This is a genomic window from Bradyrhizobium ottawaense, assembly GCF_002278135.3.
Lineage (GTDB): Bacteria > Pseudomonadota > Alphaproteobacteria > Rhizobiales > Xanthobacteraceae > Bradyrhizobium > Bradyrhizobium ottawaense.
Genome location: NZ_CP029425.2, coordinates 8310226 through 8335617, shown reverse-complemented (window position 1 = coordinate 8335617; position 25392 = coordinate 8310226). Strand labels below are relative to the sequence as shown.

Annotated in this window: 27 protein-coding genes and 1 pseudogene; 15 read left to right on the top strand and 13 right to left on the bottom strand. The window is 64.7% G+C overall.

Features of this window, described 5'->3' with window-relative positions:
• From CIT37_RS39025 to CIT37_RS38995, 7 genes and pseudogenes are all read right to left on the bottom strand, one after another.
• Entirely contained in the window at positions 1 to 744 is a 744-nt protein-coding gene (locus CIT37_RS39025; RefSeq protein WP_095425021.1) for an ABC transporter ATP-binding protein, read from the bottom strand.
• On the bottom strand, positions 741 to 1739 hold the full coding sequence (locus tag CIT37_RS39020) for a branched-chain amino acid ABC transporter permease (protein WP_095425022.1): 999 nt from the start codon (positions 1737 to 1739) through the stop codon (positions 741 to 743). The genes CIT37_RS39025 and CIT37_RS39020 overlap by 4 nt, the downstream gene beginning before the upstream one ends.
• Positions 1736 to 2611 carry a branched-chain amino acid ABC transporter permease gene (locus CIT37_RS39015; protein ID WP_028139749.1) on the bottom strand — a complete coding sequence of 292 codons (876 nt, stop codon included), beginning with the start codon at positions 2609 to 2611 and terminating at the stop codon, positions 1736 to 1738. Before CIT37_RS39015 ends, CIT37_RS39020 begins: the two co-directional genes overlap by 4 nt.
• 188 nt (positions 2612 to 2799) lie before the next feature.
• Positions 2800 to 3930 carry an ABC transporter substrate-binding protein gene (locus CIT37_RS39010; protein WP_018316871.1) on the bottom strand — a complete coding sequence of 377 codons (1131 nt, stop codon included), beginning with the start codon at positions 3928 to 3930 and terminating at the stop codon, positions 2800 to 2802.
• Positions 3931 to 3978: 48 nt separating this feature from the next.
• A pseudogene (locus CIT37_RS39005) lies at positions 3979 to 4845 on the bottom strand (shikimate dehydrogenase); the annotation flags it as partial.
• A gap of 143 nt (positions 4846 to 4988) precedes the next feature.
• Complete coding sequence (locus tag CIT37_RS39000; RefSeq protein WP_028139751.1) at positions 4989 to 5927, bottom strand: LysR family transcriptional regulator; 939 nt, start codon at positions 5925 to 5927, stop codon at positions 4989 to 4991.
• A gap of 381 nt (positions 5928 to 6308) precedes the next feature.
• A complete protein-coding gene (locus tag CIT37_RS38995; RefSeq protein WP_085968000.1) occupies positions 6309 to 6485 on the bottom strand; it encodes a hypothetical protein in 177 nt (58 codons plus the stop codon).
• A gap of 165 nt (positions 6486 to 6650) precedes the next feature.
• On the opposite strand from CIT37_RS38995, the gene CIT37_RS38990 reads away from it, so the two are divergent.
• The 9 genes from CIT37_RS38990 (at position 6651) to CIT37_RS38950 (ending at position 15507) form a co-directional block, all read left to right on the top strand.
• A complete protein-coding gene (locus CIT37_RS38990) occupies positions 6651 to 7379 on the top strand; it encodes a helix-turn-helix transcriptional regulator (protein WP_028139752.1) in 729 nt (242 codons plus the stop codon).
• Positions 7380 to 7461: 82 nt separating this feature from the next.
• Positions 7462 to 8121 (top strand): acyl-homoserine-lactone synthase, encoded by a 660-nt coding sequence (locus CIT37_RS38985; RefSeq protein WP_161966290.1) that lies wholly within the window; start codon positions 7462 to 7464, stop codon positions 8119 to 8121.
• 1 nt (position 8122) lies between these two features.
• On the top strand, positions 8123 to 8341 hold the full coding sequence (locus CIT37_RS38980) for a hypothetical protein (protein WP_038946890.1): 219 nt from the start codon (positions 8123 to 8125) through the stop codon (positions 8339 to 8341).
• Between the two features lie 420 nt (positions 8342 to 8761).
• Positions 8762 to 9679, top strand: coding sequence for a branched-chain amino acid ABC transporter permease (locus tag CIT37_RS38975; protein WP_028139755.1), 918 nt, complete (start codon positions 8762 to 8764; stop codon positions 9677 to 9679).
• Positions 9676 to 10620 carry a branched-chain amino acid ABC transporter permease gene (locus CIT37_RS38970; RefSeq protein WP_028139756.1) on the top strand — a complete coding sequence of 315 codons (945 nt, stop codon included), beginning with the start codon at positions 9676 to 9678 and terminating at the stop codon, positions 10618 to 10620. The genes CIT37_RS38975 and CIT37_RS38970 overlap by 4 nt, the downstream gene beginning before the upstream one ends.
• Positions 10613 to 11380 (top strand): ABC transporter ATP-binding protein, encoded by a 768-nt coding sequence (locus CIT37_RS38965; protein ID WP_018316880.1) that lies wholly within the window; start codon positions 10613 to 10615, stop codon positions 11378 to 11380. Before CIT37_RS38970 ends, CIT37_RS38965 begins: the two co-directional genes overlap by 8 nt.
• Positions 11373 to 12086 carry an ABC transporter ATP-binding protein gene (locus tag CIT37_RS38960; protein ID WP_028139757.1) on the top strand — a complete coding sequence of 238 codons (714 nt, stop codon included), beginning with the start codon at positions 11373 to 11375 and terminating at the stop codon, positions 12084 to 12086. The genes CIT37_RS38965 and CIT37_RS38960 overlap by 8 nt, the downstream gene beginning before the upstream one ends.
• A gap of 138 nt (positions 12087 to 12224) precedes the next feature.
• Positions 12225 to 13106 carry an AraC family transcriptional regulator gene (locus CIT37_RS38955; RefSeq protein WP_038970764.1) on the top strand — a complete coding sequence of 294 codons (882 nt, stop codon included), beginning with the start codon at positions 12225 to 12227 and terminating at the stop codon, positions 13104 to 13106.
• Positions 13107 to 13254: 148 nt separating this feature from the next.
• Complete coding sequence (locus CIT37_RS38950) at positions 13255 to 15507, top strand: TonB-dependent siderophore receptor (RefSeq protein WP_244611388.1); 2253 nt, start codon at positions 13255 to 13257, stop codon at positions 15505 to 15507.
• 37 nt (positions 15508 to 15544) lie between these two features.
• Here the strand turns inward: CIT37_RS38950 and CIT37_RS38945 are convergent, their stop codons facing one another.
• The 4 genes from CIT37_RS38945 to CIT37_RS38930 all read right to left on the bottom strand — a co-directional run bounded on the left by CIT37_RS38945 (position 15545) and on the right by CIT37_RS38930 (position 19153).
• Entirely contained in the window at positions 15545 to 15898 is a 354-nt protein-coding gene (locus CIT37_RS38945; RefSeq protein ID WP_028139760.1) for a hypothetical protein, read from the bottom strand.
• Positions 15899 to 15951: 53 nt separating this feature from the next.
• Positions 15952 to 16173, bottom strand: coding sequence for a hypothetical protein (locus tag CIT37_RS38940; RefSeq protein ID WP_152036305.1), 222 nt, complete (start codon positions 16171 to 16173; stop codon positions 15952 to 15954).
• A gap of 54 nt (positions 16174 to 16227) precedes the next feature.
• A complete protein-coding gene (locus tag CIT37_RS38935) occupies positions 16228 to 17664 on the bottom strand; it encodes a glutamine synthetase family protein (RefSeq protein WP_095425026.1) in 1437 nt (478 codons plus the stop codon).
• A 130-nt stretch (positions 17665 to 17794) separates the two neighbouring features.
• Positions 17795 to 19153: an aromatic ring-hydroxylating dioxygenase subunit alpha gene (locus tag CIT37_RS38930; RefSeq protein WP_095425027.1), complete on the bottom strand. Its 1359-nt coding sequence runs from the start codon at positions 19151 to 19153 to the stop codon at positions 17795 to 17797.
• 113 nt (positions 19154 to 19266) lie between these two features.
• Between CIT37_RS38930 and CIT37_RS38925 the strand changes: the two genes are divergently transcribed.
• Both CIT37_RS38925 and CIT37_RS38920 read left to right on the top strand, forming a co-directional pair.
• The gene (locus CIT37_RS38925; protein WP_095425028.1) at positions 19267 to 20052 is read left to right on the top strand and encodes an IclR family transcriptional regulator domain-containing protein; all 786 of its coding nucleotides are present in this window, start codon (positions 19267 to 19269) and stop codon (positions 20050 to 20052) included.
• Between the two features lie 167 nt (positions 20053 to 20219).
• Entirely contained in the window at positions 20220 to 20552 is a 333-nt protein-coding gene (locus CIT37_RS38920; protein WP_028139764.1) for a PRC-barrel domain-containing protein, read from the top strand.
• A 54-nt stretch (positions 20553 to 20606) separates the two neighbouring features.
• Here the strand turns inward: CIT37_RS38920 and CIT37_RS38915 are convergent, their stop codons facing one another.
• Positions 20607 to 20999 carry a group II truncated hemoglobin gene (locus CIT37_RS38915; protein ID WP_095425029.1) on the bottom strand — a complete coding sequence of 131 codons (393 nt, stop codon included), beginning with the start codon at positions 20997 to 20999 and terminating at the stop codon, positions 20607 to 20609.
• A 230-nt stretch (positions 21000 to 21229) separates the two neighbouring features.
• Complete coding sequence (locus tag CIT37_RS38910) at positions 21230 to 22138, bottom strand: helix-turn-helix transcriptional regulator (RefSeq protein ID WP_095425030.1); 909 nt, start codon at positions 22136 to 22138, stop codon at positions 21230 to 21232.
• 137 nt (positions 22139 to 22275) lie between these two features.
• Between CIT37_RS38910 and CIT37_RS38905 the strand changes: the two genes are divergently transcribed.
• The 4 genes from CIT37_RS38905 (at position 22276) to CIT37_RS38890 (ending at position 25307) form a co-directional block, all read left to right on the top strand.
• Positions 22276 to 23817: a benzoate-CoA ligase family protein gene (locus CIT37_RS38905; protein ID WP_095425031.1), complete on the top strand. Its 1542-nt coding sequence runs from the start codon at positions 22276 to 22278 to the stop codon at positions 23815 to 23817.
• A gap of 115 nt (positions 23818 to 23932) precedes the next feature.
• Entirely contained in the window at positions 23933 to 24751 is an 819-nt protein-coding gene (locus CIT37_RS38900; protein WP_095425032.1) for an alpha/beta fold hydrolase, read from the top strand.
• A gap of 18 nt (positions 24752 to 24769) precedes the next feature.
• Complete coding sequence (locus CIT37_RS38895) at positions 24770 to 25123, top strand: DUF309 domain-containing protein (RefSeq protein WP_244611339.1); 354 nt, start codon at positions 24770 to 24772, stop codon at positions 25121 to 25123.
• On the top strand, positions 25086 to 25307 hold the full coding sequence (locus CIT37_RS38890; protein WP_244611338.1) for a hypothetical protein: 222 nt from the start codon (positions 25086 to 25088) through the stop codon (positions 25305 to 25307). The genes CIT37_RS38895 and CIT37_RS38890 overlap by 38 nt, the downstream gene beginning before the upstream one ends.
• Positions 25308 to 25392: the final 85 nt, after the last annotated feature.

Below are 25392 nucleotides of genomic sequence, written 5' to 3'. Positions count from 1 at the left end.
TCAATGACCCAAATAGGCTTCGATCACGGCGGGGTTCTTCCGCACCTCGTCCGGCCGCCCCATCGCCAGCACCTTGCCTTCCGCCATCACCATCACGCGCGAGCACAGCGACATCACGAACTCCATGTTGTGCTCGATCACGACGAAGGTGGCGTTCTTCTCGCGGTTGATTGCGACCAGGCGGTCCTTCAGGTCCGCCAGCATCGACGGGTTGACGCCGCCGGCGGGCTCGTCGAGCAGCACCAGGCGCGGGCCGCCCATGAAGGCCATGGCGGCGTCGAGCAGCTTCTGCTGGCCATAGGACAATCCGCCGGCCGGCTCGTCGGCGAGATGATCGAGCTTGAAGAAACCGATCATCTGGTTGGCAGTCTCGGTCAACCCGGCATCGGAGCGGCCGACCAGGCGCGAGGCCATGTTGCCCTGGTGCTCCTGGCCCGCGAGGATCAGGTTCTCGCGCACCGAGAGCTTTGGAAACACCTGCAGCAGCTGGAAAGTGCGGCTGACCCCGAACTTGTTGAGCTCGGAGGGGCGGAGGCCCGTGACGAGTTTGCCGTCGAGCTTGACCTCGCCGCCTGACGGGGTGAGCTGGCCGAGGATGCAGTTGAACAGCGTGGACTTGCCGCAGCCGTTCGGACCGATCAGGCCAAGGATCTCGCCCTCTCGCACGTCGAAGGAGACGCCGTCGACGGCGCTGATACCGCCAAAGTTCTTCTTGATATCGGTGACTTCGAGGACCGCACTCATTGCACCGTCTCCAGGCGGGATTTTGCGACGGCGCGCAGCGCGGAGGCAGCCTTGGTGCGGCGCTCGGCGAGATAGCGGTCGAGGATTCCCAGAATGCCGGTCGGCGACCAGATCAGGAGCAGCATCACCGCCACCGCGTAGAGCATCAGATAATAGCCTTCGGTGAAGCGCAGCCATTCCGGCAGCAGCACCGCGATCATCGCGCCGAGGAACGGGCCGAAATAGAAGCCCGCGCCGCCGACGATCACCATCATCAGAAGGTCGAGCGAGAGCGACAGGTTGAAGGGCACGGGATCGATGTATTGCGTGAGCGGCGCATAGAGTGCGCCGGCGATGCCGCCGAGCGCCGAGCCGATCGCGAATGCCATCAGCGTGTAGCGGCGGGTGTCGATGCCGAGCGATTGTGCGCGCAGCGGGTTCTCGCGTAGCGCCATGAAGGCGCGGCCCCAGGGCGAGCGAATCAGCCACCACACCGCCAGCGACACGATCGCGAGCGAGCCGAGGCAGACGTAGTAGAACGGCAGCGGCTTGTTGGTCGCGAAACCGAAGATATGCGGACGCGGGATGTTGGAGATGCCATAGATGCCGCCAGTGAGCCAGCTCTCGTTGCGGAACACCAGGAAGGCGAGGGTGGAGAAGGCCAGGGTGACGAAGGCGAGGTAGTGATGCTGCACGCGCAGCGCGGGATAGCCGAGCACCCAGCCGACCGCGAAGCTGAGCACGATGGCGACGACGATCGCCGCCGGCAGCGGCCAGCCATGGGTGGTCATGATCGCCGCTGCATAGGCACCGATGCCGACGAAGGCGCCCTGCGCCAGCGAGACCTGGCCGGCATAGCCGAGCGTGAGGTTGAGGCCCATCGCAGCGATGGTCATCACCGCCCATTGGCTCAGGATGAACAGGCCGTAGCGGTTGAAGTTCATGGGAACGATGATCAGGCCGGCGATGACGATCAGGCCGAGCGCGATCTTCAGGGGTTTGCCGAAGCTGATCATACCGTGCGCTCCTCGGCGCGGCCGAGCAGTCCTTGCGGCCGGAACAGGATGACGGCGATCAGGAAGATCATCGGCACGGCGGCGCGGTACTGCGTCGAGATATAGGCGGCCGCGAGATTGTCGAGCACGCCGATCAAGAGGCCGCCGGCGATCGCGCCGCGGACCTGGTTGAAGCCGCCGACGATCGCCGCGATGAAGGCGGCCTGGCCCAGCACCTCGCCGGACGAGAATTTTGCGAGGTAGATTGGTGTGATCAAAAGCGAAGCCAGTGCGACCAGGAAGGCGTTGATCAGGAAGGTCAGCAGGATCATGCGCTCGACCGGCACGCCGATGATGCGTGCCACCGTCGGGTTCTGCGCCGCCGCCTGCATCTGGTGGCCGAGCGAGGTGCGATTGAGCAGTGCAGTCAGGCCGAACACCGCAACGATGGCGACGACGAGCACGCCGATGCTTTGCAGCGATACCGCGTGGCCGAGGATGGAGATGTCACCGGTCGGCACGATCGACGGGAAGGGCGAGGCCTCGGCGCTGAAGAACTGTTTGACGGCCTCCTTGAGGCCGATCGCCAGCGCCATCGTCGCAATCGCCAGCGGCAGCACGCCGTGGCGCATCATCGGGTCGACCAGCAGCAGCTTGAAGCCGAGTCCGAGCAGGATCATCGACAAGAGGATGCCGAGGATGATCGCGAGCCAGAACGGCGCGCCGGCATGCATCGCCGCCAGCATCAGGAACGCCGGCAGCATCACGAACTCGCCTTGCGCGAAATTGATGGTCTGCGAGGTCTGCCACAGCAGCGTGAAGCCGACCGCGACCAGCGCATAGATCGCGCCGGTGGCCAGTCCCGCGACCAGAAGATCGAACAGATTGGACATTTTCTCCCCTCGTGTCCCTCGCTCTGTCTTCCCCCTCTCCCCGCTTGCGGGGAGAGGGTTGGGGTGAGGGGGAGTCTCCGCGGGGTCGCTGACAGTCGGACTCGCGGAGGCTCCCCCTCACCCGGATCGCATCTACGATGCGATCCGACCTCTCCCCGCAAGCGGGGAGAGGTGAAAGACCACGTTCCTCACTTCACCTTGGGCAGCACCTGCTTCACCACCTGCTTGCCTTCGACCACCTCGACCAGAAAACTCTGGCGGTCGATGTCGCCGGTGTCGCTGAAGGTGACGTCCATCAGGATGCCCGGCTCGTCCGCGGCCTTGATGGTGAGACCGTGCAGCGTCTCGGCAAACTTCTTCGGGTCGACCTTGCCCATCTTCTCGGTGGTGGCTTTCACCATGTAGACGGCGAGATAGCCCTTCAGGCCGTTATGGTCGGGCACGTAATTGTACTTCTTGGAAAATTTCTCGCGGAACGCCTTGATCAGGTCGACCGGGGCATCGGTGGTGAGGCCGACATGGCCGCGTGCGCCGTTGGCGGCGTCGCCGGCGAGCTCGATCACCTTCTGGCCGATCAGCGTGGTCTCGCCCATCAGCGGCGCGGTGACGCCCTGGCGCTTCAGCTCCTTCAGGATGCGCGCGCTCTCCTCCTCGTTCAGGTAGACGAACACGGCGTCCGGATTGGCAGCCTTGATCTTGCCGACGTCGGCGGCGAAGTCGGCCTGGCCCGCCTCGGTCGAGAGGTCGGCGACCACCTTGGAGCCGAGCCGGTCGAGCTCCTTGACGACGACGTCGCGGCCGCCGCGGCCGAAGTCGTTGTTGACCCAGACCACAGCGACCGTCTTCGCCTTCATCTCGTCATGGATGTATTTCGCGACCTTCGGCATCGAGGATTGCTGGCCGAACGAGGTGCGGAACAGGAACTTGTTTCCGGCCTGCGTCAATTCGGCGGCTTCGCCGCCCATGATCTGCGCGATGCCCGCTTCGGCGGCGAGCGGCGCGGTGACCTTGACCGAGCCGGAGTAGCCGGGCCCGAGCAGCACATAGGGCTCGGCGTCGAGCGCCTTCTGCACCTGGGCGCGGGCGACGCCGGGGTTGGATTGCGAGTCGGCATGGCTGACTTCCAGCTTGCGGCCGAGCACGCCGCCCTTGGCGTTGATCTCCTCGATGGCGAGGTCGATGCCATTCTTCCAGTTGGTGCCGACGGTGGCGCCGCCGCCCGAGAGCTCGGCGACGTTGGCGAGCTTGATGGCCTGGGCGTGGACGCTGGTTGCAGTCGCGAAGGCAAGCAGGGCGCCTGCCAGCAGGGTCGATTTCATGGTTTCTCCTCCCATTTTTCGTCGAAATTGTCCGCGGCCTTGTGTCGGATAGGCCGAGCTTCGTGCCGCCATCACCTCGTCGAATGCCTCTCCCATGACCTCGGTCGATGGGGCAAGGCCCGTGAACAGTTCGAAAGCGTCGGCCGCCTGGTAGATCGCGAGCTCCCGCCCGGTCATGATCCGCGCGTCCTTGGCTTGTGCCGCCGCCAGCAGCGGCGTGATCAAGGGCGAATAGACGGCATCCGCCACCCAGAGCTTTTCATGCAGCAAATTGGCGGTGACCGGCATGCCCCGGTTCGGCAGCATGCCGACCGGCGTGCCGTTGACGAGACCGGTTGCGCCGCCCAGCGCATCCTCGACGCTTGCGGCGATCCTTGCGCCGCCCCGCGGCGCAAGCAGGGAGACGAGCGCCGCGGCGCGCGCCGGCTCGCTGTCGAAGACGCGGATGTCGGACACTTTCAGGCTCGCCAGCGCAAACGCGATCGCCTTGCCGACGCCGCCGGCGCCGATCACCGCAACGGCATTCCCCGCGGGCGCCAGCAGCGGCGCCACCGCGCGGGCAAAGCCCGTGGTGTCGGTGTTGTGGCCGGTCAGGCGGCCGTCCCTGACGACGACGGTGTTGACCGCGCCCATGCTGGCTGCGCCCGGCGCCAGCTCGTCGAGCAGCGGGACCACTGCCTCCTTGTAGGGGTAGGTGACGTTGACGCCGGCAAAGCCGAGCCGCCGCACGCCCTCGAGCATCATGCGAAGCCCGGCCGCATCGGCGCCGGCGACCTCGATGAGCTGGTAGTGGCCGCGCAGGCCAAGCGCCTCGGCAGCGCGCTCATGCATGGCGGGGGACGCGGAATGTGCGATCGGCGCGCCGATCAGGCCGGTGAGGAGCTTCTTGCTGGCGGCGTATCCGCGCTTGGACATGGTTCGCTGTCGTCTCAAAGGGAGCGTTCGGTCCCGGCCATTAGCGGGGAAATCCCGCAAGTCCAAGGGCAGTTCCAGGTGCGACGATAGCCTTTCCCTCGCCTAACACAATTACCCTTTTATCCGGCAAACCTAACATGATGTTATTTCTTCCGTCCGCGCGCGCCGCCGGCCTTGCCGTTGCCGCGGGACGGCTCGACCGCGCGCATCTCGGCGCGCAGCGACTCGATGAAAGACTCGGCATGGAGCGACAGCGGCGCGCCGCGCTTGACCGCGATGTAAGTGTCGAACCGCGTCGGCTCGGTGATCTTCAGAAGCTCGATCCCGGGATAGCCGCCGTGAGCCACCGTGAACTGGTCGATGATGGCGATGCCGAGGCCCGCCTTCACCAGCGCGCAGACCGTGGTGCCGAAGCGCGCGCGGATGGTGATGTTGTAGGCGAGACGGTTGCGCGCAAAGATCTCGGCCATGATCCGGCCGTAGGGATCGTTGGGATCGATGCCGATCAGCGGATAGCGGGTGATCTCGGCGGCCGAGACCTGCTTGCGGCCGGCGAGCTCATGCCCCGGCGGCACGATGCAGTACAGCTCGCCCGAGGCCAGCGGCATGAAGTCGAGCCCGGAATGCTCCAGCCGGTAGCTCATCGCCACGCACTCGCCGCGGCCGAGCATGAGATAGTCGATGGCCTCCTCGAGCTTGAGGATGTTGATGTCGATGCCGAGATCGGGATAGCGGCGCCGGACGCGCTCGATCGCGCGCGGCACCATCACCTGCGAGATGCTCGGCACCGAGCCGATGCGCAGCTCCGACAGGCCGCCGCGGCCGATCTTGGAGATGATCTCGGAGAGATCGTCGACCTTCTTGTAGACGCCGTTGATCTGCTCGAAGATGTTCTCGGCTTCCGGCGTCGGGAAGTAACGCCCGTTCTGGCGCTGGAAGAAGCGGATGCCGAGCGAGCGCTCGGTGTATTTGACGAGGCGGCTGATCCCCGGCGCAGAGACGTTGAGCAGCTTCGCCGCACCGCCGATGGTGCCCGTCACCATCACGGCACGGATCACTTCAACCTGGCGCAGCGTCATCATGTTCTTGGCACCCGAGAGAGGATCGCGGCGACGATCATCTCACGAGAGCCGCGATGTCATCCAGCGGCAAGTGTGTGGATGTGGATGGGCAGGGAAGTCGCTCTCGTGTCCCGGATGCGCTGCAGCGTGAAACGCTGCTGCGCAGAGCCGGGACCCGGAAAGTCAGAGGGTAAGCTGCGGATAGGTGGGCCCGCCTCTCCGGCGCATCGTCAAGGAGACGCTGCGCTGCGGCCGGGGCACGAGAGCCCGGCCGGGCTCGCCAGCTTCTCCAATAAGAGTAACTTCGCTGTCAGACTGTTTTCTAAAATCGGCCCATTCGAATGGCAGGGGCTGCATCGTTGCGCGACCTGTCTCGTCGGCGTCGTCTAGCGCAGCCGCGTTCTAGCTCGCCGGCTCTTCCGGCAATACGCTCTCGGCCAGCTCCTCGCGCTCGCCTTCCAGCACCGCGCGCGCGAACTCGATGATCTTCTGCTTGTTGGCCGTTTCGCGGACGGCGAAAAACACGCGGTTCAATTCCAGGCCGAGCACGCTGTTGAGGGCGATGTCCTCGTCTTCCATCGTGGTGTTCCCGCTTCGGTCGCTCAGGTGTATCGTGACGTCAATTCTGCCACAAGTAGTTTAAATCTTCAGGGCGGATGGGCACCGGGAAACTACGGCCGCAGCGAATTGAGGCAGTCCCCAAATACGTGCTATACGGAACGGCGAGAGTCAGGAAACGCACTGATGTCCGCCGTGGATTATGGCCGGGAGGCGCTCGACTTCATTGAAGGCTTGGGGACCTATCGCAAGGTGCCCGATGCCATGAATGCGCTCGAGACGGCGTTCGGTCGCTTCGGCTTCGAAACCATCATCGTGACGGGATTGCCCAATCCCGACCAGCGGTTTGCGCAGATGGTGCTTGCCAAGCGCTGGCCGGCGGGCTGGTTCAGCCTCTACACGCAGAACAATTACGACCGCTTCGATCCGGTGGTGCGGCTGTGCCGGCAATCGGTCAATCCGTTCGAATGGTCGGAAGCACCTTATGACGCCGAACTCGAGCCGAACGCGGCCGAGGTGATGAACCGCGCCACCGATTTTCGGATGTCGCGGGGCTTCATCGTGCCGATCCACGGGCTCACCGGCTATGAAGCCGCGGTGTCGCTTGGCGGCGTTCATCTCGACCTCAATCCGCGCAGCAAGCCGGCACTGCATCTGATGGCGATGTATGGCTTCGACCACATTCGCCGTCTGCTCGAGCCGGCGCCTTATCCCTCGACGCGCCTCACCCCGCGCGAGCGCGAGGTGATCTCCTGGGCCTCGCAGGGCAAGTCGGCCTGGGAGATCGGTGAGATCCTGCACATCACGCAGCGCACCGCGGAAGAGCATCTTGCAACTGCCGCGCGCAAGCTCGGTGCCGTCAACCGCACGCATGCGGTGGCGCTGGCGATTCGGAACAAGATCATCAATCCGTAAGCGCCGTACTGGGAAATTTCCCAATATCGAATCCGGCTCTTTTGGCAGAGTCTGCCCCCATTGAGGATGATTGGGGGTTTTCATGATTCACGCCATTTCTGCGGTAAATCGTCACCTTTATGAAGACGTGATCGAGCAGCATTTCCGGTTGCGCCACGATATCTTCGTCGAGGAGCGGCGCTGGGAGACGCTGCGCAGGCCGGATTGCCGCGAGATCGATTCCTATGACGACGATGATACCGTCTATCTGCTTGCGCTGGAGGGGCGGCGCGTCATCGGTGGCCACCGGCTCTACCCGACGACCAAGCCCTCGATGATGAGCGAGGTGTTCCCGCATCTGGCGTCGGTGCGCGGCTGCCCCGCGGATCCGCTGGTCTGGGAATGGTCGCGCTACTTCGTCGTGCGTGATCGCCGCGACGGCGCGCTCAACCTGCAACTGATGGCGGCGGTGCAGGAGTTCTGCCTCAATCAGGGGATCGCGCAGGTCAGCGCGATCATGGAGACCTGGTGGCTGCCGCGCTTTCACGAGGCCGGCTTCATGGTGACCCCGCTGGGCCTGCCCGCTCTGGTGGAGAATGCATGGACCATGGCGGCGACCATCGACATTCGTCGCGAGACCCTCGATGCCCTGCACGATCGTATCGGCATGACCTCGGTCGTGCGCCAGGACGGCCCGCGTCTGGACGCCGTCGCCCGTGCCAACCTCTGCGGCGCTGCTGCCGCGCAACGAAAGAGCGCCTGAGATGTCGAACATGATGCGGGACAGCCAGATCATGGCGCAGATCAGGGACGATGATCTCGGCTACATGTCGGACATGGCGCTCGAGCTGGCGCAGATGGCGGAAGACACCGGATTGACGACGCTCGCCTATCTGTTCCGGATGGCGGCGCTGGAGGCCTCGACGGCCAACAGCGTGCTCGCCGAACCGGACGATCTTCCCCAGCAGATGACGTCGCACTAGGACGCAATCCTCCATCGCTGACGACATCCGCGCCCTCCCTCCGGTCCACCGGGGGGAGGGTGACTGCATTTGGCTAGGGAGTTCGATTGCCGAAGCCTCCACGGCGTCATGGCCGGGCTTGTCCCGGCCATCCACGTTGAGCCACCTGGCACGAAGGACGTGGATGCCCGGGACAAGCCCGGGCATGACGCAGACCTGCGGCAGGTTGCCCCGGCCGGCACGGCAGCTTTCTTGCAGGAGCGTCTCGATCACATGCATCGGCATGCAACAAAGTGCATGTTTGGTGTCGAATCGCTCTTGCCTCGGAACGATACTGCCATTACCCATTTTTCCGCCTTGAACAGGCAGGGGGAGCTCTTTCACTGATGGCGAACGTGTTCGAACATCGGCGCGACACCGCGTGCGCCTGAAAGAGTCTTGATGCTGCTCGTCGTCGAACAGTTCCTGAACGGATTGCAGTTCGGCCTGCTGCTGTTCCTGCTCGCCGCCGGCCTGACGCTGGTGTTCGGGATCATGGATCTCGTCAACCTGGCGCACGGCTCGCTCTACATGATGGGCGCCTATTTCGCCGCGACCTTCGCGGCGTGGACCGGCAGCTTCCTGCTCGGGGCGCTGATGGCGCTGGGGGCCACGCTGGTGCTCGGCATCGTGCTGGAGATGAGCGCGCTACGGCATCTCTATGGCCGCGACCATCTCGACCACGTGCTGGCGACCTTCGGCCTGATCCTGTTCTTCAACGAAGCCGTGCGGCTGATCTGGGGCCCGGCCGGCCTTGCGCTGCCGCTGCCGGCCTGGCTCACCGTGCCGGTGCCGATCCTGCCGGGTATTCACTATCCCGCCTATCGGCTCGCCATCATCGTGGTGGCGCTGCTGGTAGCGCTGCTGCTCTATCTCGGCGTGATGCGCACCCGCATCGGCATGCTGATCCGCGCCGGCGCCTCCAACCGTGAGATGATCGGCGCGCTCGGCATCAACATCAAGCTGCTCTACACGCTGGTGTTCGGCTTGGGCGCCGCGCTCGCCGGCCTTGCCGGCCTGATGCAGGCGCCGATCCTCACCGTGCAGATCGGCATGGGCGAGAACATCCTGATCCTCGCTTTCGTCATCATCGTGATCGGCGGCATCGGCTCGATCCGCGGTGCGTTCCTGGCCGCGATCTTCGTCGGCATGATCGACACGCTCGGCCGCGCCTTCCTGCCCAATCTGCTGCGACAGGTGCTGAGCGGCGCCGCTGCCTCCACCGCCGCGCCCGCGCTGTCCTCCATGCTGATCTACCTGCTGATGGCGATCGTGCTGGTGGTACGGCCGGAGGGGCTGTTTCCGGCCAACCGTCGATGAAGTCTTTCACTGTGAGCAAGGCCGTCACGGCCCTGATGCTGGCGGGCCTCCTGCTGCTGCCGCTCTATTCGCAGCTCTCCGGCAACATCTTCATCCTGACGCTGTTCACCCGCATCATCATCCTGGCGCTGGCGGCCGCGAGCCTCAACCTCATCATGGGTTTTGGCGGCATGATGAGCTTTGGCCATGCCGCCTATCTCGGCATCGGCGGCTATGCCGTCGGCATGCTGGCGCAGGAAGGCGTCGGCAGCGGCTTCATCCAGTTTCCGGTCGCGCTCGCGGCGTCCGCGCTCTATGCGCTCGTGATCGGCGCGCTCTCGTTGCGCACCCGCGGCGTCTATTTCATCATGATCACGCTCGCCTTCGCGCAGATGGCCTATTACGTCGCCTCGGGGCTGGCGCGCTACGGCGGCGATGACGGCCTCACCGTCTACAAGCGCAGCGACTTCTCCGGGCTGGTCAACCTGTCGAACCGCACGCAGTTCTATTATCTCTGCCTCGCCTGCCTCCTCGGCGTCATCTTCCTGATCTGGCGCATCGTCAATTCGCGCTTCGGCCTCGTCGTGCAGGGCCTGCGCTCCAACGAGCAGCGCATGCAGGCGATCGGCTTCCCGGCAAAGCGCTACAAGCTCGTCTGCTTCGTCATTTCAGGGACCATGTGCGGCCTCGCCGGCGCGCTGCTCGCCAACAACACCGATTTCGTCAGCCCGGCCGTGATGTACTGGACGCGCTCCGGCGACCTGATGGTGATGGTGATTCTCGGCGGCATGGGCACGCTGTTCGGCCCGATCATGGGCGCGGTGGTGTTCCTGCTGCTGGAGGAATTCCTGTCGCAGATCACCGAATATTGGGCTCTGATCATGGGCCCGCTGCTGCTGCTGATCGTGCTGTTCGGCCGTGGCGGCATCATGGGCATGCTGGGGAGGGCCGGCCGTGGCTGAACCCCTGCTTCGCGTCGAAAAGCTGGTGCGTCGCTTCGGCGGCATCGTTGCGACGGATAACGTCTCGCTCGACGTCGCCGCGGGCGAGCTGCACGCCATCATCGGCCCGAACGGCGCCGGCAAGACCACGCTGATCAGCCAGCTCACCGGGCATCTCGAGCCGCATTCCGGCAGCGTCTCGCTGGCGGGGCGCGACATCACCTACCTGCCGGCCTATCGCCGCTGTGCGCTGGGTCTTGCGCGTTCGTTCCAGATCACCTCGCTGCTGCTCGATTTCACCGCCGCGGACAATGTCGCGCTGGCGGCACAAGCCCATGCCGGCACCTCGTTCCGCTTCTTTGCCAATGCGCGCAAGGAGCGATCCTTGCGCGATGCCGCGCATGCGGCGCTCGATCGCGTCGGGCTGTTGCATCGCGCCGACGTCGTGGTGAACAGGCTCAGCCATGGCGAGCGGCGCGAGCTCGAGCTCGCGGTCGCGCTCGCGAGCAAGCCGAAGCTCCTGCTGCTCGACGAGCCGATGGCCGGCTTGGGTGTCACCGAATCCCAGCGCATGGTGAAGCTGCTCCAGGAGCTGCGCAAGGAGGTCTCGATCGTTCTGGTCGAGCACGACATGCCGGCGGTGTTCGCGCTCGCCGACCGCATCACGGTGCTGGTCTATGGCCGCGTCATCGCCTCGGGCGATCCGGCCGCGATCCGTGCCAACGAGGACGTCAAGCGCGCCTATCTCGGGGACCAGCACGTGGTGACGCATCATGGCTGATACGCTGCTCGAGGTTGACGGCATCGAGACCTGCTATGGCCTCTCCCAGGTGCTGTTCGGCCTGTCGCTGTCGATCAAGCCCGGCGAGATGGTCTCGCTGATGGGCCGCAACGGCATGGGCAAGACCACGACCATCCGCTCCATCATGGGCCTGACGCCGGCGCGATCAGGCAGCATTCGTTTCGCGGGCGCCGAGGTCAGGCAGCTTCCCTCATACAGGATCGCAAAGCTCGGCGTCGGCCTGGTTCCTGAGGGACGCCAGATCTTCCCGAACCTCACCGTGCGCGAGAATCTGGTCGCGGCCGCCGCCGACCGCTTCAGCAGCCCCAATCCCTGGACGCTGGCCGCGATCTACGTGCTGTTCCCGCGCCTTGCTGAACGCGCGTCCAACATGGGCAACCAGCTCTCGGGCGGCGAGCAGCAGATGCTCGCGATCGGCCGCGCGCTGATGACCAATCCAAAGCTCCTGATCCTGGACGAAGCGACCGAGGGCCTCGCGCCGCTGATCCGCGAAGAAATCTGGCACTGCCTGTCGCTGCTCAAGAGCCGCGGACAGTCGATCCTGGTCGTCGACAAGAACGTCGACCACCTCGCCCGCATCTGCGACCGCCACACCATCATCGAGCGCGGCAGGACGGTGTGGAGCGGCACCTCCGATCAGCTGATGGCGGAACCGGATCTCCAGCACAAATATCTCGGCATCTGACGCGCGTTGCTGCCGACCGCGCGTAACGCACAAGATTCCCTTCGAGCAAATCCAGTTTCGAATCCCTCCAAACCGCGCGCAGAGCTCTTGAGCGCGCCGCCGCCAGCGGTCAAACAAGCCGCGGCGTAAGCGGATTCGATGCGGGACTTCTACGATCAAATTGTCGGACGGCCTCAAGACGACATCGGTTCCGCACAGCCGGGCGCTTCGACAGCGCAATGGCTGGATTTTCCGGGCTGCGTGTTTGTCAGAGGCGAGTTTCGAGCCGATGCCGGGGGCTCTGCCATCGCAGCCCCGGGCCTGTTCATCTCGGTCTCCGTTGATGGTGACGCAGGACGCGGCATTCTGACGCGCAGCACTGGCTGCGAAGGGCAGATGACGGCAATTGCCGTGCGCGAAACCTGCGCAGCGGAACGCGCGGTTCACTCCGGCGAGCGTTCCGCGATCGGCCTGGCGTTTCCCCAAACCTCGATCGATGGACTCGGACTCGGCGATGAGTTTCGGGCGCTGTTTGCGAACGACGTCTCGGGCGCAGCGATCGTCTCTCTGAGAGCGTCTGCGCGCATACAGGCGGTCGCGGCAGAAATGTTTTCGCCGCCGGTCACCGGCAACGCGGCGCAATTGCTGCTGTCAGCGCATGCCGCCGAGATCGTGGTCCACGCCTTGTTCGGCGAGCGCGGCCGGATTGCGACCGATCCGACCACCGATCTGCAGTGGACGCGGCTGCAATCGGTGAAGCAGCGGATGGACGCCGATCTCGCCTATCCCTGGAGCATCGACGAACTGGCGCGGAACGCGGGGCTGAGCCGCAGGTCCTTCAACCAGAAATTCCGGATGGCATATGGCCAGAGCGCGATCGACTATCTCAGGGCTCAGCGGCTCGATGCCGCACGTGCCTTTTTGATTCACCAGCGCTTGTCCGTCACCGAAGCGGCCTATCGGGTCGGCTATGCCCATCCGGCGAATTTCGCGACAGCCTTCCGCAGGCGCTTCGGCCATTCGCCGAGCCGCTATCAGTAAACTCGAAAGCCTCCACGTGGGATCAAAGGTGATTTGCGCGCGCGCAAAGGCGGCGATCGCTTTGATCTGGTTACACCCGGGTTATTAAACACGGAACTCGGGGGATACGATGAGGCGGAACGACGGGCAGACGCTCGGCTGGGAACGAATGGTGAGAACTGGTCTGGGAGCGGCCGGTTTGGGAGCGGTCCTGCACGCGACGCCCTCGGCGGCACAGGTCTCCGGAACCAATTCGCCTTCGACGGCCGGCACATTGCCTCCGGTCACGGTGGAGGCACCGAGCCAGGCGCGTCCGCGTGCCCAATCTGCCCAGCGCGCCTCACAATCGCAGCGCGGCCGCGTCGCGATCCCGCGCAATGCCGGGTCCGGACAAGCCAATAACCCGGGTACGCGCGAGGCGGGTAGCGGTCGCGCCAACGCGGCGAGCGAGAACAGCTATGTCGCAAGCAGCAGCTCGGCAGGCACGAAGACGAACACCCCGCTGCTCGAGACGCCGCAGTCGATCTCGGTCGTGACCCGCAAGGAGCTCAACGACCGCGCGGTGCAGACGCTGACGGAAGCGGTCGGCTATGAGCCGGGCGTCCGCATCGATGCCTCCGGCTACGATCCGCGCTTCGACGCCATCTCGATCCGCGGCTTCGACATCACCTATAACGGCGTCTATCTCGACGGCCTGCGCCTCGTCGGCGCCGGTCTCGGCGTGTTCAAGACCGAGCCTTATGGCGTTGACAGCATCACCGTGGTGCGCGGGCCGAGCTCGGCCCTCTACGGCCTCGGCTCGCCCGGCGGATTGATCGACCTGCAGAGCAAGCTGCCGACCAGCCAGCCGTTCCACGAGGTGCAGACGGTGTTCGGCGACCGCGAGCGCGTTCAGGGCAATTTCGATCTCTCGGGTCCGGTCGATCCCAACGGCCAATTTTCCTATCGGTTGACCGGCGCCGTGCGCGACGCCGACGTGTTCGTGCCCGGCGGCAAGGACAATCGTATCTACGTCGCTCCCGCCGTCACCTGGAAGCCGGACCAATCGACGACCCTCACCATTCTCGGCGCGTACCAGAAATCGAAGACGCCGGGGTCCATGTTCACCTATTCCACGGGCACCGGCACGACGACGGACATCTTTACCGGCAGCCCGTCCTACAATTCGCTCGACCAGGAGCAGGGACGCGTCGGCTATCTGTTCGAGCACGCGTTCAACAACGCCGTGACCGTTCGCCAGAAATTCCGCTATGTCGACGTCGATGCGGTCACGCGCTATGTCGGCTTTCTCGGCGCTCCCGTCGGCAATGTCGTCTCACGCTATACCGGCTACGTCCACGATACGCTGCAATCGGCCATCATGGACAATCAGGTCGAGGCAAAACTCTCGACCGGCCCGGTGCAGCACACGCTCCTGGTCGGCACCGACTACACGGCATCGAAATTCAACGACAAGCAGGGATTCGGCTTCGGGGTTTCCCCTCTCAATCTGGCCGCGCCGGTCTACGCGCCGGAATCCATTCCCGATCCCGCGATCTCGTCCTCGACGCAGCAGCGGCAGATCCAGTCCGGCGTGTACATCCAGGACCAGGCCAAGCTCGACCACTGGATCCTGACGCTGAGCGGCCGCAGCGACTGGGTTCGCACCACGGGCGAGGATCAGTTCGCGCTGACCCGCCAGCAGCAGTCCGAACAGGCCTATAGCGGGCGCGCCGGGCTGACCTATGTGTTCGATTCCGGAGTTGCGCCTTACGTCGCCTATTCAACCTCGTTCTTTCCCAATCTCGGCGTCGATCCCACAGGCGCCTTCTTCAAGCCCACCACCGGCAAGCAGACCGAGATCGGCGTCAAATATCAGCCGCAGGGGATGAGGAGCTTCATCACTGCTGCGGTGTTCGACCTGACCCAGAGCGGGGGCCTGGTCACGACCGGGACCGGCGTCACGGTCCAGCGCGGCGAGATTCAAAGCCGCGGCTTCGAATTGCAGGCGCTCGCGAGCCTCGGCGGCGGTTTCGACATCACCTCGTCCTACACCTATCTCGACATGGTCACCAAGCAGGCCGGCGACAGCGCGCAGATCGGCAAGTTTCCGTCGGGCAATCCGCCGCACACCGCGACGCTGTGGGGCAACTATGCCCTGCCGCTGGCCGGCCCGTTTGCGGGACTGAGCATCGGTGGCGGCGTGCGTTACATGTCCTGGAGCTATGGCGACGATCTGAACACGTTCAAGAACAGTTCGGTGACCCTGGTCGATGCTGCGCTGAAATTTGATTTCGGCCAGGCGGCGAAGGAGCTGAAGGGCCTGCAGTTCCAGGTCAACGCCAAGAACCTGTTCAATCTGCACTACACCACGTGCCAGGTCGGATATTGCTACCGCGGTGCCCCGCTGACCGTCATCGCAACGCTCGGCTACCGCTGGTGAGTATGGCGATGGTGAAGACCGGGGCCGGCTGCCGATCCTACCAATAGATCCCGTGGCGATGCAGCGCACGGACGATTTGGGCGTCGGTGGACAGCTGACGCCGCTTCGGCTTGGTCGTTCCGGCCGTGCTTGCCGGCGGCGTAGATTGCGTGGTTGGTGCCACCGTGGCCGCCGGTGCCGTTGCTGAGGTTGGTGCGGTGGTCGCAGTCTGGACATTTGCCGGCTGCGACGGCGCCTGGGTGGTTTGCGGCGAGACCGTTGCCGCCGTGGCGGGTTGCTCGATCGCCTGCTGGCTGGAATTGCTCGCTGCGAGACTGAGGCTCCGCGACCCACCCGCATAGGCCTGGCTTGTGAGCAGAGACACCGTTGCGATCAGGATCAGCTTGCGCATGGAAACGCTCCTAATCTGGTCAATCCGTCTTACCTATCGCGCATCCATTGAGTTCAGCGCGCCAGATGATGCCGACCGATGTTGATCAAGGTTGCCCGGCACGACAGGCGGTAGATCAGGCTGAATAACTGGTCCCACATGATCGAACTCCACTGTTGATCACATGCAGGAATCCTAGCGCAGGAGTCTTTCAGTGGGTTTTCGCGGGGATGGAAAATGGCTTCGTCCGGCAGCGGTGCGATGTCGTCGGAACCGGCGCGACGAAGCCGCTTCACACGGCCGTGAGCCTGGAGCTGTTGCGCTCTTGAGCGGACTTCCAAGACAGGATGTCAAAACGCCTCGAAATACTCGCGGTGCTCCCAATCGGTCACTTCTGACAGGAAGCGGTCGATCTCGGCGTTCTTGATGTGGGTGTAATAGTCGACGAACTCCGGACCGAACTTCTCGCGGAAGAACGGATCGTCCTTCAGCGCGCTGACCGCATCGCGTAACGATTTCGGCAGCAGCGGCGCCTTGGTCTCGTAGGGCGTGTCGGCGGAGGGGCCGGGATCGAGCTTGCGATCGACGCCGTCGAGGCCCGAGAGAATCTGCGAGGCCATGTAGAGATAGGGATTGGCGGCGGGCTCGCCGATGCGGTTCTCCAGGCGCGTTGCGGCATCATTGGCACCGCCGAGCACGCGGATCATCACGCCGCGATTGTCGCGGCCCCAGATCGCGCGGTCGGGCGCCAGCGAATAGGAGCGGTAGCGCTTGTAGCCGTTGATGGTCGGCGTGGTGAACACGGTCGAGGCGCGGGCGTGGTCGAGCAGGCCGCCAAGGTACGCCCGGCCAAACGCGCTGAGCGGCTCACTGCCGTCCTTGGCCATGAAGATGTTTTCGCCGCTGGCGCGCGAGACGATCGACTGGTGCAGGTGCCAGCCGCTCGCGAACACATTCGGCAGTTTCGGGCGGCACATGAAGGTGGCGTGATAGCCGTGCCGGCGCGCGATCTGCTTCACGGCGCTCCGAAACAGCACCATGTTGTCGGCGGGCTCCAGGCCCTTCTTCGGCGCGAAGGTGAACTCGCACTGGCTCGGCCCGAACTCGACCTCGACCGAGCGCAGGGGCAGCCCGAGCGCGACGATGTCGCGGCGCAGGATCTCCAGCACCGGCTCCATCTGATCGAAGCGCTGCTCGGTGAGATATTGATAGCCGTGGCTGAGCAGGCTCACTGATGGTGGCGTGCCCGGCTGGCCGGCGTCCTCGGGCCGCATATGCGGGTCGTCGAGCTTGAAGATGTGGAATTCGACCTCGAGCCCGGCGACGAAATCGTGGCCGCGGCTGGCGAGCTGGTCGAGCACCTTGCGATAGAGCGAGCGCGTCGCGAACGGCACCGGGCGGCCGTCATTGAAGTAGAGGTCGCACAGCACCCAGCCCGTGGTCGGCGCCCACGGCAAGACGCGAAACGTCGTGGGGTCGGCGACCATCAGCACGTCGGCCGCGCCCTCCATCTCCTTCATGCCGAAGCCGCCGCCCGCGGTGAACACGGGGAATACCGTGCGGTGCGAAGTATCCTTGGCGAGCATGGTCGTTGTGATGGAGCAGCCGCTCTCCAGCGAGGCGATCGCCTCGGAGGCGATGATGGTCTTGCCGCGCAGGATGCCGTGCTGGTCGGGGAAGGCGAGGCGGATGACCTCGAGGTTCTTGTCCTCGACGAGACGGCGCATGCGCGTCGCGGCGTCCCTCTGCTCATCCGACCACAGCGCATGACGCGCGACGAAAGTCACTTTGCTACTCCCTCAGCTGCCGTAGGGTGGGCAAAGCGGAGCGTGCCCACCGCGTCTATCGACCACACCGAAGCATGGTGGGCACGGCGCGTTGCGCTCTTGCCCACCCTACGGGTTCGGTACACGAACGTCACTCCGCCGCCGTCAGCCGGTGCACGTTGTCCGCGATCTCCTTCGGCACCGGTGCGGCCCAGGGTGCGCCGCGGCGGCGCTTGACGTCGATCTCCATCCAGTAGAGCTCCCACCCCTGGGTCGGCCCGATGCCGTCCATGGTCGCCGGTCCCTGGATGCAGCGCGCGTTGGCCTCGTCCAGGAACAGCATCGGCTTCTCGCCGCCGCCGACCTTCTCGATCTCCTGTCGCAGCAGGCGGCGATATTGCACGATCGCCTTGTCGCTCGAGCCGAGATGCTCCTTGGTGCGGTCCTGGATCGCGCCCATCGATTCCACCGCCCACTGGTCGTGGACGTTGATGTCGGTGCCCATGCCGGTATAGGTCGCGGTCTGCTGCTCGTGCGGATCGAAGCCGTAATCGTTGCTGCGGTTCTTGCGCGATTTGTAGTCCGGCAGCTCATAGAGCTCGAGCCGCTGGTCGCGCATCTTCTGCTTGTCGACCGGGTTCGAATAGCTGGTGAAGATCGCGTACCAGTAGCAGTTCTCGTCGTCGACCGGCACGTGCCACTGCGTGATCGTCATCTCCGTGCTCATGGGGATGACGAAGCCGTGCGGGAAGAGCTGGTTGGTGACGCGCACATGGGTGCGCTCCTCGTCGATCTCGCGCAGCGCGATCAGCCTCAGGCCGTATTCGGTGTGCTCGACATTGATGATCGGGCGGTCGTACTCGCGCAAGATCTTCGTCATCGGCAGATCAGACCCGGCGGAGGCGCCGCGGAATTGCTTGCCGTAGGCGGTGGAGGTGTCCTCGTCCTCGAAGAAGCGATGCAGATAGGAGGCGTGCGCGGGATCGATGCCGACTTCGAGTGCCTGAAGCCAGTTGCAGGCCATGTGGCCCTTGAACGCAAAGGTGTGAGTATCAGGCGCGACGAAACAGTCGAGCTCCGGAAAGGCCGGCGGCTCACCCTCGCCGAGATAGGCCCAGAGGATGCCGCTCTTCTCGACCACCGGATAGGAGCGCTGGCGGATGTTCTGGCAGAGCTTCGAGTCCTTCGGCTCGGCCGGCGTCTCGATGCACTGGCCGGTGGCGTCGAACAGCCAGCCGTGGAAGGCGCAGCGCAGGCCGCCGTGCTCGAGCCGTCCGAACGCGAGGTCGGCGCCGCGATGCGCGCAGTGCCGGTCGATCAGGCCGTAGCGTCCGGTCTCGTCACGGAACAGCACCAGGTTCTCGCCGAGCAGCTTAACGGGACGGATCGGACGATCGCCTTCGAGCTCATCCACCAGCGCCGCCGGCTGCCAGTAGCTCCGCATCAGCTTTCCGCACGGATCCTTCGGACCGGTGCGGGTGATCAGGTCGTTCTGCTCCTGGCTCATCATGGCAGTAGCATCCCTCTGTGGAGTGGCGTTTGTTCGCCTATTGAACGAATGGGCGAATTATGACATGCCTTGGAGCAGCAGCAAGCACTATTTTGCAGGATTGTCCCGTCACCATGCCCAAACTGAAGCGGAGCGAGACCGACGAGCGCGCGACGGATTTCGTCGAAGCGCTCGATCGCGGCCTGCGCCTGCTGCAATGCTTCGGCACGACGGCCGGCCCGATGACGCTGAGCGATCTCGCCCGCGCCGCGGACCTGCCGCGCGCCACCGCGCGGCGTATGCTGTTCACGCTCCAGCGCGGCGGCTTCGTCAGCGGCGATGGCAAGCTGTTCTCGCTGACACCGCATGTGCTGACGCTGGCGGCATCTTACTTGCGTTCCAACCAGCTCGTTGCGGTGCTCCAGCCCGTGCTCGATCGTGTCGCGACCGCGGCGAACGAAATCTCCTCGCTCGCGGTGCTCGACGGCGATGACGTCGTGTTCATTGCCCGAGGCAGCCCGGCGCGCGTGTTCTCGGGCGGGTTGGAGATCGGCTATCGGCTGCCTTCGTTCTGCACCTCGGTCGGCCGCGCCATGCTCGGCCAGCTTGACGATGCCGACCTTGCCGCGCGCCTGAAGGCGATGACGCGCCAGGCGCTGACGCCGCAGACGCAGATCGACCCGAAGGCGCTGCTAGCGCGCATCGCCGCCGATCGCACGCAAGGCTATTCACTGGTCGACCGCGAGGCCGAGCCGCATTTCCGCTCGATCTCGGTTCCGGTGTGCCGCTACGACGACGTGATCGTCGCCGCCATCAACATGGGCGCCCATGTCGATCGGGTGCCGGCGCAGGAATTGATCGGCCGTTTCCTGCCGCTGTTGCAGGAGGGCGCGGAGTCGGTGCGTTCGCAGCTGCTGTAAGCGTAGGGTGGGTTAGCCTTGGCGGCTGCGCGAAGCGCAGTCGCTTGGCGTAACCCACCACTTCTCGCGCCCCGAGACCTAAAGAGGTGGGTTACGCTGACGCTAACCCACCCTACATTCCGCCGTCTGTGCTATAATGCGCGCCACACAAGACGAGGGAGCACGCCATGCAACACACCATGGTTCCCAGTGATCGCGTCGAGCACGTCGCCGTCTATGGTGGCGACGGCACGAAGCTCGGCACGATCGAACGATTGATGCTCGACAAGGTCAGTGGAACGGTCGCTTACGCCGTGATCAAGACCGGCAGGTTGCTCGGGACACATCACCATTATCCCGTGCAGTGGAGCGCGTTGAAATATGATCCGGGCCGTCAGGCCTTCCAGGTCGAACTGACGCCGGAGCAATTGAGCAGCGGTCCCTGCGAAGTCGATGGCGATGAGTTCGACTGGGGCGACCGCTCGCGGCCCTACCAGCATCCGAACTACTGGTCGATCTAGCCGCGTCGAAGTCTCGCGGGCCGGTCAAACGCCGGGAACGTCACGCTGACCGGATCATTGCCGGTTGCGCATCCAGTCGGCGAGACCGGACAATGCGCGGTCGAGGTCCTGCCGCGCGATCGTGTCGACGACCGTCTCTTCCAGCGCGCCGCGCATGCAGACCATCCATGCATTGCGCTCGGCATCGCCGATGGCAAAGCCGATGTGCCGCTGGCGCAGCCGCGGATGGCCCTTCTCGACGGAGTAAAGCCGCGGGCCGCCGGTCCACTCGGTGAGATAGCGCTTCAGCACGTTCCTGATCAGGCCGAGGTCGTCCGCATGCATCGCGCGGATGATCTGCGCCTCCGGCAGCGTGTCCATGCGGTCGTAGAAGCGGTCGACAAGGGCGTCGATCGTGGCACTGCCGCCGATCCGCTCGAACATGGTGGTGACGTCGGTGGAGGTCATTGGTGGTCCGGATGTTTGCTGCTGGGCCTGCATATATGATGGTCGCAGCTCGATCACAAATCTCCGCTGTCGTCCCTGCGAACGCAGGGACCCATTACCCCAGAGAGGAGTTTGGCGAAGACTGGTCGTTCGGGATTGGCGGCGCGCGCTACCGATAGATCACGCGGTATGGGTCCCTGCTTTCGCAGGGACGACAGCGGAGAGTGTAGCTCCAGCGAGATCCAATCGCCCTACAGCGCCACGCTGCGCAGCCCGAAGCTGCGGGCTTCGTTCTGCAGCACCGGGCGCACCGCATCGATCAGCCGTGCGGCGGCCGCATCCACGCTGAGACCTGCCGTGTCCACCACCGCCGTCGCGCGCGAGTATAGCGGCTCGCGGCTGAGCAGGATGTTGCGCAGCTCCGCCATCGCGGAGCGGTCGTCGGCCATCGGGCGCAGGTCGCCCTGGCGACGGACGCGGGCCATGTGCTCCTCGGGCTCGGCCTTCAGCCAGATCGTGTAGAACGAGGTCAGGATCTGGTCGAAGGTCAAAGGCTCGGAGACGATGCCGCCGCCGGTCGCCAGCACCATCAGCTCGTTGCGCGCGAGCAGCTGCTGAAGCGCCGCCTGCTCCATGCGGCGAAAGCCTTCCTGGCCGTACAGCGCGATGATCTCGGCGACCGAGAGCCCGTTCTGCTGCTCGATCTCCTTGTTGAGCTCCACAAAACTCCAGCCAACTTTCTTCGCCAGCATGCGCCCGAGCGTCGACTTGCCGGCGCCGCGCAGGCCGATCAGCGCGATGCCGCAGAACGGCGCGCGCCGCGGCGCCGAGGCGCTGCCGCCGGCGAGCAGATCTTTTGCCTGCGCGATCTGGGCAGGCGTGGCCTTGCGCAGCAGGTCGCGAAACATCTGCCAGTCCGGTGTCGGATCGGCGGAGGGAAGCAGATCTTCGAGATGCGCGCCCATCGCGTCGGAGACACGGCGCAAGAGCACGATGGAGACATTGCCCTTGCCGCTTTCGAGCTGCGCGATGTAGCGCTCCGAGATTCCTGATACCTTGGCGAGCACCTTGCGCGACATGCCGCGCAGCGCGCGCATGGTGCGCACGCGCTGGCCGAGCTGTTCGAGAAATCGGGATTCTGCGTCGGGACTGTCGGTCATGAGCCTTCTTTAAGGGATGTCTCTTTGAAGGGTGTCCTGCGGCGCATTTTAATGAAACATAATGCCTGCTAGCATTGACAGCAAGCCGCCGCGGTGTCTTTCTATGAATTATAATTCTAAATTCGGGGGAGAAGTCCGTGAGCGAGGGATCCTATAACGCGGTGACCTGGCTGCTCGACCGCAACGTCGAGGAGGGCCGGGGCAACAAGCTGGCCTTCGACGACACCGTCTCGCGGCTCACCTATGGCGAGCTTCAGCGCGAGAGCCGACGCGCCGCCAACATGCTGCGCCGGCTCGGCGTCCGCCGCGAGGAGCGCGTCGCGATGATCATGCTGGACACCGTCGATTTCCCGGTGGTGTTCCTGGGCGCGATCCGCGCCGGCATCGTGCCGGTGCCGCTCAACACGCTGCTGACCGCGGACCAGTACGCCTACATCCTCGCCGACTGCCGTGCGCGCGTGCTGTTCGTCTCCGAGGCGCTCTACCCTGTCATCAAGGACGTCGTCGGCCGCATGCCCGATCTCGAGCATGTCGTTGTGTCCGGCGCCAAGCAGAACGGCCACAAGCAGCTCGCCGAGGAGCTCGCGGGCGAGAGTGATCAGTTCACCACCGCCGCGACGCATCCGGATGAGCCGGCGTTCTGGCTCTATTCGTCCGGCTCGACCGGCATGCCCAAGGGCGTGCGCCATATCCATTCCAATTTGCAGGCGACCGCCGACACCTACGCCAAACAGGTGCTCGGCATCCGCGAGAGCGATGTGTGTCTCTCCGCCGCCAAGCTGTTCTTCGCCTATGGGCTCGGCAACGCGCTGACCTTCCCGATGTCGGTCGGCGCCAGCGTGATCCTCAACAGCGAACGGCCGACGCCGGCGCGGATGTTCGACCTGATGAACCGCTACAAGCCGTCGATCTTCTACGGCGTGCCGACCTTGTTCGCGGCGATGCTCAACGACGAGACCATGAAGGCCGAGCGTGGCGGCGGCGCCTTGCGCATCTGCACCTCGGCCGGCGAGGCGCTGCCGGAATCCGTTGGCACCAGCTGGAAGGCGCGCTTCGGCGTCGACATCCTCGACGGCGTCGGCTCGACCGAGCTCTTGCACATCTTCCTGTCGAACGCGCCCGGCGATATCAAATACGGCTCCTCCGGCAAGCCGGTGCCGGGCTATGCGGTGCGGCTCGTCAATGAGGCCGGGCAAGATGTTGCCGACGGCGAGGTCGGCGAGCTCCTGGTCGATGCGCCCTCGGCCGGCGAGGGCTACTGGAACCAGCGCCACAAGAGCCGCCGCACTTTTGAGGGACCGTGGACCCGCACCGGCGACAAATATGTCCGCGACGCGGACGGCCGCTACACCTTCTGCGGCCGCGCCGACGACATGTTCAAGGTCTCCGGCATCTGGGTCTCGCCGTTCGAGGTCGAGAGCGCGCTGATCACGCATCCCGCCGTGCTGGAGGCCGCCGTCGTGCCCGAGGCCGATCCGGAAGGGCTGTTGAAGCCAAAAGCCTTCGTCGTGCTGCGGCCGGGCGCGACGACGAGCGATCTTCAGGAAATGCTGAAGGAGCACGTCAAGCAGAAGATCGGCCCGTGGAAATATCCGCGCTGGATCGACGTGGTGGAGTCCTTGCCGAAGACGGCGACAGGCAAGATCCAGCGGTTCAAGTTGCGGGATGGGGCGAATTAGCCACAGCCGTCATGGCCGGGCTTGTCCCGGCCATCCACGCGTCGCCGCGTACGAGGAAAGACGTGGATGCCCGGGTCAAGCCCGGGCATGACGACGGAGAGAGAAGAGCGCAGAGATGACCAACCTCACCCCCACCGGCTTCCTCAGCGTCGACGGCGCCAGCCTCGAATACAAATGGCTCGCGCCTGAGGCCGCGGACGCGCCGACCATCGTCATGCTGCACGAAGGGCTCGGCTCGGTCGGACTCTGGGGCGATTTTCCCGAGAAGCTGCAGCAAGCCACCGGTGCCGGCATCTTCGCCTATTCGCGCTCCGGCTACGGCCAGTCGAGCCCGGTGAAATTGCCGCGGCCGCTGGACTATATGCAGCGCGAGGCGCTGGACGTGCTGCCGAAGCTGCTCGATGCGATCGGCTTCAAGCGCGGCCTGCTGCTCGGCCATTCCGACGGCGCCTCGATCGCAACGATCTATGCGGGCGCGCATCAGGACCACCGCCTGAGCGGCCTCGTGCTGATCGCGCCGCATTTCATCGTCGAGGACATCTCGGTGAAATCCATCGCGGAGATCAAGACCAGCTTCGAGACCACGGACCTGAAGGCCAAGCTGGCGCGCTGGCACAAGGACGTCGACAACGCCTTCTACGGCTGGAACGGCGCCTGGCTCGATCCGAAATTCCGCGACTGGGACATCTCGGAATACCTGGCCTATATCCGCGTACCCATCATGGTCCTGCAAGGTGCTGGCGACCAATATGGGACATTGCGTCAGGTCGAAATTGCGCAGGAAGAGTGTTACTGTCCGATAGATTTTAAAGTCATTTCAGACGCGGGCCATTCCCCGCATCGTGAAGCGCCGGGGGCGACGCTTGACGCGATTGAGCAATTTGCAAACGCGGCCCTGCGCGACGATCAGGGACTCGGGGTACGCGCCGCATGATTATGCGGAGGCACACCCATGAATGTGCCTTCACATGTGACCGGCCAATTGCCCTGGCCGCAATGGGCCTATGTGCCGGGCGAGACCGGCGCCGTCGAGGCCGATGACGAAACGCTTCGCTTGGCCAAGGCGCTGGTGCCATCGGCCTTTCGCGGCTATGTGCCGGCGCGTCATCCGGCGTTGCGCTACGGGCTCGCGCTCAACGACCGCGGCGATTTCTGGGAATCGCAGGAGGTGCTGGAGGCGGTGTGGGCCGCCGCGCCGCAAGGCGGCCGCGAGCGCATCCTGCTGCGTGCCTTGCATCCACATCGCCAATGCCAATCTGCGTTTGCGCATGCAGAAGGCGCATTCGGCCGCGCGCCTGTTCGGTGACGCACTGACCGAGCTGCGCGGGTTGAGCGCGCGCAAGGTCGCCAGCGGCGGCGACGGCTTCGTCGAGAGCTTTCCGGTCGCGGCCCTGGTGGCGCTGCTCCAGGCCAAGATCGGCCGCCCGCGGCTCGCGAAGGCCGACTGGATCGCGCTTGGCGCGATTGTGCGGTCCTGGTCGACTGTATGAAACAAAGTGCATGCGCCGGCGGTTAAGGGCTAGACGCATCGAAAAAGATGCACTATTGTGCATCTAACGGTAAACCAAAACGAGC